At 49.0% G+C, this 584-nt stretch carries 1 protein-coding gene; it reads left to right on the top strand.

Annotated features, from left to right (window positions below; translation table 11 throughout):
- On the top strand, positions 1-584 hold a 584-nt coding region (metG, locus tag B3O33_RS08615; RefSeq protein WP_292363413.1), incomplete at both ends, for a methionine--tRNA ligase subunit beta.

Raw genomic sequence — 584 nt, 5'->3', positions numbered from 1 at the left:
GTGCTGGCGAAAGAAGAAGGCAAGGATGCTGAAGTTCAGGCCGTTTGCAGCATGGGCATCAATCTGTTCAGAGTGCTGATTGCCTATCTGAAGCCGGTATTACCCCGCACAGCAGAACAGGCCGAAGCCTTCCTGAATATTGACTCGCTAAGCTGGGCGGATATAGCTCAACCATTATCGGGCCACACTATTGAGCCTTTCAAACCGCTAATGACTCGCGTTGAGCAGGATAAGATTGATGCCATCATCGAGGAATCCAAAGAAAATATGACCGCAACTGCTACACCAGGAAAGCCAGTTGAAAATGTAGATCCGATTGCCGATGAAATTCAGTTTGATGACTTTGCCAAAATTGATTTACGTATAGCCAAAATCGTCACTGCCGAGCATGTCGAAGGTGCTGAAAAGCTGCTGAAACTGACTCTGGATATCGGCTTGGCTGAAAAACAGGTATTTGCCGGTATTAAATCGGCTTACGCCCCTGAAGAACTGGTCGGTAAATTAACCGTGATGGTCGCCAACCTGGCACCACGTAAAATGCGCTTTGGTTTATCGGAAGGTATGGTGCTGGCCGCCGGCCCCGG

This window comes from Methylophaga sp. UBA1464 (assembly GCF_002325665.1).
GTDB lineage: Bacteria > Pseudomonadota > Gammaproteobacteria > Nitrosococcales > Methylophagaceae > Methylophaga.
The sequence above is the reverse complement of the archived record's forward strand: the minus strand, read 5'-3'. Positions and strand labels throughout refer to the sequence as shown.